Source organism: Proteus sp. G4415 (genome assembly GCF_963896075.1).
GTDB lineage: Bacteria > Pseudomonadota > Gammaproteobacteria > Enterobacterales > Enterobacteriaceae > Proteus > Proteus mirabilis.
This window is the reverse complement of record NZ_CAWQOK010000145.1, coordinates 1-6,991: the sequence shown is the minus strand read 5'-3', so window position 1 is coordinate 6,991 and position 6,991 is coordinate 1. Positions and strand designations below refer to the sequence as shown.

The 6,991-nt window shown below is 33.5% G+C and carries 6 protein-coding genes; 3 read left to right on the top strand and 3 right to left on the bottom strand.

Translation table 11 applies throughout. From position 1 onward, the window contains the following. Positions 1-1,271: 1,271 nt before the first annotated feature. From AACU95_RS15640 to AACU95_RS15630, 3 genes are all read left to right on the top strand, one after another. On the top strand, positions 1,272-1,850 hold the full coding sequence (locus AACU95_RS15640; RefSeq protein WP_049236994.1) for an NAD(P)H-dependent oxidoreductase: 579 nt from the start codon (positions 1,272-1,274) through the stop codon (positions 1,848-1,850). A 28-nt stretch (positions 1,851-1,878) separates the two neighbouring features. Then, complete coding sequence (locus AACU95_RS15635) at positions 1,879-2,457, top strand: ATP/GTP-binding protein (protein ID WP_036895432.1); 579 nt, start codon at positions 1,879-1,881, stop codon at positions 2,455-2,457. A 419-nt stretch (positions 2,458-2,876) separates the two neighbouring features. Then, positions 2,877-3,800 carry an AEC family transporter gene (locus tag AACU95_RS15630; protein ID WP_004243956.1) on the top strand — a complete coding sequence of 308 codons (924 nt, stop codon included), beginning with the start codon at positions 2,877-2,879 and terminating at the stop codon, positions 3,798-3,800. Positions 3,801-3,911: 111 nt separating this feature from the next. On the opposite strand, the gene mqo is transcribed toward AACU95_RS15630, so the two are convergent. From mqo to AACU95_RS15615, 3 genes are all read right to left on the bottom strand, one after another. Next, on the bottom strand, positions 3,912-5,408 hold the full coding sequence (gene mqo, locus AACU95_RS15625) for a malate dehydrogenase (quinone) (RefSeq protein ID WP_004250418.1): 1,497 nt from the start codon (positions 5,406-5,408) through the stop codon (positions 3,912-3,914). 11 nt (positions 5,409-5,419) lie between these two features. After that, positions 5,420-5,815: a cupin domain-containing protein gene (locus AACU95_RS15620; RefSeq protein ID WP_004243954.1), complete on the bottom strand. Its 396-nt coding sequence runs from the start codon at positions 5,813-5,815 to the stop codon at positions 5,420-5,422. Positions 5,816-6,406: 591 nt separating this feature from the next. Then, a partial coding sequence (locus AACU95_RS15615) for a type 1 fimbrial protein (RefSeq protein ID WP_161737042.1) occupies positions 6,407-6,991 on the bottom strand: 585 nt, incomplete at its 5' end.

The window sequence follows — 6,991 nt, the reverse complement described above, 5'->3', positions numbered from 1 at the left end:
TGGAAAATAAAGATGATAAAAAATAAACGCTAATTTATTTTATATTGCTTTGTTCCAACAAATAAGAATATGATTAATGTTAGATATATTAGTCATTCAAAATTCATAAAGAAAAGATAATATTATACAAATTGTTTAGTTGACACTTTACTATCAGTGATGAAGTTCTTTTTTATGTTACATTATGATATTACTAGTATAATAGGTAAATTATTTGTATTACAAATCAGTGTGATAATTAATATTTAAACAAGTGATTAGATAAGAATGCTGTAAATATTGAATGGCTAGTAAATATAGCTAAAGTTAAAATAGTGATCGAGATCTGCTTTTTTCTTAATAAAAAATCGTCATATATACCAAAAAAAGGGATGTCTTATTATTACTCTCTATTTTTAATTGTGACTAAAACGACTATTGTTAGGGTATTAACAAAGAGGAAATAATACATACACTAGAAAATTGTCAGCATATCATTTTCACTCACTTATCTGTTTTTCCGCTTATTATTATTTCTTTGTTATCGGGTGCAAGTAGCGAAAATTTCTGCCACTTAACTATCAGGTTTATTCTGTTTTTGCTGCTTGTTTTTTCTACAGACTTTGACGCTTGTTTATTTGAAATCGCGTTAAGTACGATCGCTTATAAAGTCCGAGAGATTGAAAATAACGCCCATAAAAAGCAAGATCAGCTGATAAAAATATTTATCGTTGATAAATAATCTCATAAGTTATGTTAGCAATGTTTTAGGATTTAACATTTGAGGTTATTTTATGCTCAGAGTGAAAAATAGCCATGTTGTTTATAAAAAGCATCTGTATGGTGATTGTGATTAGCAGTGTTGAACAGCGATTAAATCAAAAAGCGATTCATTATGAGTCGCAATTTCATACAATATTGAGATGTTTTATGCTGACAAGGATGTTAAACAACAATCAGTAAGAGCATACTTTTTGATTTATAAATAAACTAGGAGTAAGTCACTAGTATCCACCAGCGTTATCGTTAATTAACTCAATTTAGGCAATAAAGTAGACAATAAACAATAGACTTTTGCGATAAAAGCAATAATCCACTTTATTGAAATACACAGTGATTAATGGCTACTTTTTTAGCATTTTTAACTTATTGTTGGTTTATTCTGTTTCGATAAAAGTGATTAATACTGCAGTGTCTCTTTTTGGTGATTTTTTGCCCTGAAGTGCATCCGTTTATTTTCTGTTAAAATAGCTCATATTAAATATTTAGTAGTAAGAAAATTAGGAGTAAATATGAATATTCTACTTATTAATGGTGGACAAAATTTTGGGCATTCTGCAGGACAATTAAACCGTACATTACATGATATCGCTCTGGCACATTTAGAGACATTAGGGCATCAGGTAAAAGAAACACAAATTGAAGAAGGCTATGATATCAACGAAGAGATAGAGAAATTTATCTGGGCTGATACTATTATTTATCAGATGCCGGGCTGGTGGATGATGATGCCATGGAAAGTGAAAAAGTATATGGATGAAGTCTATACTTATGGTCACGGCAAACTATATGAAAACGATGGACGTACTCGTCATGATCCAAGCAAACAATATGGTAGCGGGGGATTGTTGCAAGGTAAGCAATATATGATCTCCGTGACTTGGAATGCCCCTATTGAAGCTTTCAATGAATTTGGTAATTTCTTTGATGGGCGAGGGGTTGATGGTGTCTATTTTGCTTTTCATAAATCACAACAATTTCTTGGTTTATCTCAGCTGCCTACTTTTATGACCAACAACGTGATTAAAGAGCCTAATATTGAGAAAGATATTGTAGAATATAAAGCACATCTAACCAAAGTCTTTGGCTGAAAATTAAACGGCTCAAAAGGAGTGTTATATGCGCTATATCATTATCTTTTTGAGCCTCATTTTATATGGATTTAATCTTATGGCTTATTCAGAACAAACGCTGGTATTTATCCGTCATGGTGAAAAGCCTGATAATGATAGCGGACAATTAAGTTGTCAGGGATTAAATCGTGCGCTAGCACTACCTAATCGATTGATAACACAATTTGGTCAGCCTGATGCGTTATTTGCTGCAGCACCAAAACAAAATAAACTTGGAAATTCATTACGCTCTCTTCAAACTTTAACACCTCTTGCGGTGAAAACATCACTGCCAATCCATTTAAATTACCATGCCAAAGAGATAGACCCATTACGTAATAAACTGCTGAGCGAAGAATATCAGAATTCAGTCATTTTTATTGCTTGGGAGCATGATAATTTAGTTAAAGTAGTAAGAGATATTGTGGCGCAATTTGGTGGTGATCCAAAAGCTATTCCTAAATGGGAAAGTGGTGATTTTGATAGTATCTATATATTAAAAATAATCAAAGAAGCAGATAAGAAAAAAGTGCTCTTTGAGCAACAGCATCAACAGCTAAATGATGTGCCTAAACAGTGTCCTTAGGCTGAAAAACGCAATATATCATTGTCATATATATTAAAATAAGCTCGATTAATCATTTCCATATGGTTTAATTTATTGCTACCTATTTTATTTCTTATTCAAAAACTATTCTTTTATTATCTGTTTATTACCATTGTTAGGTTTATTTTAAGTAAAAATACTTAAAATTCTAATTGTCGTGTTGGTTTATCTCCCTGTTTAGTTTACTCAATAAAGTATCCTGTTGATCATTGTGAAGTAATATTGTTATTTATCATTTGAATGATTTTAAATATATCCGATAATTAAAATGTTCTAATTTTTATTACTAGGTAATAATACGAATATTTTTACTTTATTCATATAATAGATAACTATTTTGTTATCAGTTATAGCCATTGAATAAAGTGGGGACACTATATTAAGCAACCAGAGGTAATATGTTACTACAAACCATTTTAGCAGCGCTGGGGCCCATTATCTTGGGGCTTTTAGTTGGCTGGCTTTCCGGTAAATATGGATTTATTAAAAGAGAGTATTCACAAGCCTTTGCTGATTTTGTCGTTAAAATTGCTCTGCCTTTTTCACTCTTTTTAGCGGCAACCCAAGCTTCTCCGTCGGTTTTCTTTAATATCGACTATCTATTAGCTCTCGCGGTAGGATTAATTGTTTCTTATCTTATTGGTTTTTTAGGCGGCAAGTTCTTTTTTAAACATGATAAAAAGAACTCAGCAATGCAGGCATTATCGGTTTCATTTCCTGATATGGCTTATTGTGGACCACCAGTATTACTGGCAACAGTCGGCTCATCTGGTTTGATTGCTATGGTGGTGGGAAATTTGATCTACACGGTAATTATTTTACCTTTTACTATCATGATCATTAGTGGTGCCAAACAAGGAAAAAGCATTTTACAGTCATTGCTTAATGCTATCTCTCAGCCATTAGTTTTCCTGCCTATTTTGGGGGCTATGCTAGCTATTTTCGGCGTTAAGCTACCAGAGATTTTACAAAACTCAGTGAATGAAATAGGGAAAACATCTGGTGGTGTAGCATTATTTTTCTTAGGACTATTAATTTCAGGGCTCAAACTCAAAGTTAATACTGAAATTGTTTTTAATGTGATAATAAAGAATGTTGTACAAGGGGCATTAATTTTAGGAACGGGATTTGCACTTGGATTAGAAACTGAATTATTAAAAGCCGTCTTTCTAATTGGTGTATTGCCTACTGCAACAGCGGTGCCTGCTTTAGCTATTACAAATAAGGCCTATGCTGATATGGCAACGGGCACTGTATTATTAAGTACGTTATGTTCATTACTTTCTATTATTGGTGGTATCACTATTGTAGAAATGATGTAATTTTCCTAAGTGTATTTACTTGGAAAAGGGTAATTAATAATAACGATGCAAATAAAAAATAAAACAGACCTTTAATTTCCGGTCTGTTTTATTTTTATCGGTAAGATATAACTAAGGTGTTTCTAATTTTAATATCTTAGCCGTTGATGCACGAATATTACGACAAGCATCGGCATCTATTTTGAGATCAATACCATAAGTTGGAATAATCGTTTTAAGACGATCTTCCCAACCCTCATTTTCAAGTTGCTGCTTAAAGCAAGATTTAATGATATTGATGGCAATAAATGCTGCTGTAGAAGCGCCAGGTGATGCCCCCAATAACACTGAAAATGATTTATCTGCGCTACTAATTAGCTCAGTACCAAACTCTAATACGCCATGATGTTTAGCTGCGGGTTTAATAATCTGCACTCGTTGACCTGCAACAGCTTCTTGCCAATCCTCATGTTGAGCCTGAGGATAGAACTGTTTAAGCATTTCAAATTGATGTGCTGACGTTTGTAATACTTGACCAATTAAATATTCAGTTAATGACCAGTTATCTTTCGCGACATCTAGCATAGGTTCAATATTGCTGGGGCGAATTGACTCAAATAAATCTAAATAGGAGCCGTGTTTTAAAAATTTACTTGAAAATCCAGCATAGGGGCCAAAGAGTAGGGAGCGTTTACCTGCAATAATACGAGTATCAAGATGGGGGACAGACATCGGTGGTGAGCCTACATCTGCTTTTCCATAAACTTTGGCATGATGGCGAGAGCTGATTTTATCTTCATCACAACGTAGCCAAATACCACTAACAGGGAAACCACCGTAGCCTTTACCTTCTGGAATACCTGATTTTTGGAGTAAATCGATAGCGCGTCCACCGGCACCAACAAATACATATTTAGCTGTAATTAGGTATTTATCATGGGTGGTGAGATCTTTAACTTCGATATTCCAACCACCAGTCTCATTTCTTTTGATATCAATAACATCATGTTTATAGTGCAACTCAAAATTATCTTGTTGAGAAAGTTGCTTAACTAATAGATGTGTTAATGCGCCATAATCGACATCAGTACCAGTAGCTACTCGGGTGACAGCAAGCTGTTGATTCGGATCACGCCCTTCCATAATTAATGGCGCCCAATCTTCAATTTGCTGTTTGTCTTCACTGTATTGCATATTTTCATAACAGTGATTGGCAGACATTTGGCGATAGCGTTGATGAAGGAATTTAACGTTATCTGCACCCCAAACAAAACTCATATGAGGGCAAGCATGAATAAAATCACGCGGATCGGCAATTTTTCCTTTTGTTACTAAATAAGACCATAATTGGCGCGATAAATCGAACTCGGTGTTCACTTCTAACGCTTTACTGATATTAACGGTGCCGTCAGGATTTGGTGGCGTATAATTTAGCTCACAGTTAGCAGCATGTCCTGTTCCCGCGTTATTCCATGAGTTAGAGCTTTCTTGACCACAATCATTAAGTCTTTCAAACATCGCGACTTTTAAATTAGGCTCTAGTTCTTTAAGAAGTGTGCCAAGTGTTGCACTCATAATGCCAGCACCAATGAGCGCGACATCTACATGTTCACTAATAGTTTTATTCATACAGACCCCAATTACTTAGTTGTTTTGGTAGGTTTAAAACATAATCCTGCATCTTCTTTGTAAACAACATAAGCTCGTCGCCAAGGTTCATCATCCATAAGACGCCATTTATGACCAGTGCCACTGTTATCTTGCGCTAACAACACATCACCGGGTTTAATGATAAAAGTTGAGCCATCTTTTGTTTCAAACTCTAATGTTCCTGATAACGTAATAACATAACGAGGAACGGGATCTTGATGCCAATCATATGAACCACCCGAAGTTGTTTCTCTAAACGATAACTCTGAAACAGCAATTGGCAAACTTTCACTATCACCTCGTGAACTATCCTTAAATTCGATGATACCTTCTTCAAATAAAGAGTTACCATCTTCTCCGGTCCATAAGCGAACACATCGTATCATTTCGTCAAACTCCTTTAATATTTTGATACTTAAAATTTGATATTAGTTTAGTATAGATAACTTTCTTATTATTTCTTCCAATCACTATCACAATTAGGCGTTTTTATTACTAAAATAATCGTAGCAGTAATTAAATAATATAGTTGATTATTATAGCTATTTAGTCTCTAACTTTAAGGGGAAGGTTTATTTTTATTGATGTGATATATAGATATGTTTGTGTTTTGTTTTTATTGAAAATAATTCGCTAAAAGATATTTTTTAAAGTTAATTATTTTTGGTTGTTGTGTCATATTTTAAGTATTAATACTGATAATTTATATTAATAAAAATAGTTAGAGTGCAGAGTTTGGATTAACGAAAATAGAGATATTTCCTCACGCTTTTGACGAAAGAGGGGGATTCTTTTTTTGTTATCGTTATAGTAATTACTCTCTTATTGGCATGTGATTAAGTTTAGCTGAAGGGTTGATTGGCGGTTTTTAGGTATCAGCACGATCAGTACACAGCATTATAGATAAGTTGATAACACAAGATAATCACAATAAAAATTAACATATATTATATTGTGATTATCAATGATTTTGAAATTTAGACACCAAAGTTAAAAGTAAAAACAGCTTCACCTATATAATCAATTCTATCAGTTAAATCGATATTGTTTTGTGCCAATTTTTTTCTTGATAAAATATACGCATACCTACTTTCGTTATAAGCTCCTATTTGTATTTTTGCATTAAACACTTTTCCAGCTATAAGTTTTAAATTGTTTTTATCAACCTGGGCTTGAGGTTCACTAGTTAACGCTGTTAAGGTATCTTTAAAAATAGTTGCAGACGATCCAGTCCAAATCTTATCTGCCACTCTTCCTAAATAAGCTCGTTTATTATCAACTTTGATATCAATGACATCAATTATATATCCACCAATCTCTTGTTCTGTATTTTTTGCATTAACTAATCCAAAAACGCTAATTTTCGCTGAATCTGTTGAACTTGTTTTATAAGTATCTGATACCTTAAGTGTTAAATAATTGCTTGCGTCACAGGATATTTTGATATTGGCACTCTTAGCTCCTAGTGCGTAATTTTCCTCAGCAGGAATAAAAGAGGGGGATATTACACCATAATCAATAATAATATCATTATCACCAGCATTAACGGTGCAAGTAGGGGG